Here is a 524-nt window from a genome sequence, read left to right as displayed (position 1 = left end):
CCGGCCGGTAGCGGACGGCGACGTCGAGTCCGGGCGCGTCGAGCGGTGCCTGGGCCGGCGGCATGATCGCGTGCTGGAGCTGGAGCGTCAGCCGGTTGCGTTCGGCGGACTCCTGCTCCGAGTGCGCGAGCTGGTCGCGGGTGGCGGCCAGCGCGACCTCGGTCCAGTGCTGCGAGGAGATGTCCTGGTAGGCGCCGCGGACCGCGAGGAGACGGTCGTCCGCGTCGAGCACGGGTTCGGCGATGACCCGGATGTGGCGGGTCACTCCGTCGGGACGCATCAGGCGGAAGGCGGTCGAGGCCGGCTGGCGGTGGTGGAGCACGGCCCGCAGGAAGCGGCCGATGGACACGGCGTCGTCCGGGTGGGCGTGGTCGGTGAGGTCCTGGAGGGAGACCGGCGGCTCGGTGGCGGCCCGCCCGTACAGGGAGAAGAGCGGCCCGTTCCAGGTGATCCCGCCGGTGACGAGGTTCTCCTCGAACCCTCCGATGCGGCCGAGGCGCTGCGCGTGCTGGAGCAGGCTGGCG

Annotated in this window: 1 protein-coding gene; it reads right to left on the bottom strand. The window is 73.7% G+C overall.

From position 1 onward, the window contains the following. The coding region (locus IH13_RS39685) for a PAS domain-containing protein (protein ID WP_158791088.1) at window positions 1–524 on the bottom strand (524 nt) is incomplete at both ends.

The sequence above is a fragment of the Streptomyces sp. NRRL WC-3549 genome, from assembly GCF_000721935.1.
Lineage (GTDB): Bacteria > Actinomycetota > Actinomycetes > Streptomycetales > Streptomycetaceae > Streptomyces.
Note: the sequence above shows the minus strand (reverse complement) of the source record. Positions and strands in the feature narration are given on the sequence as shown.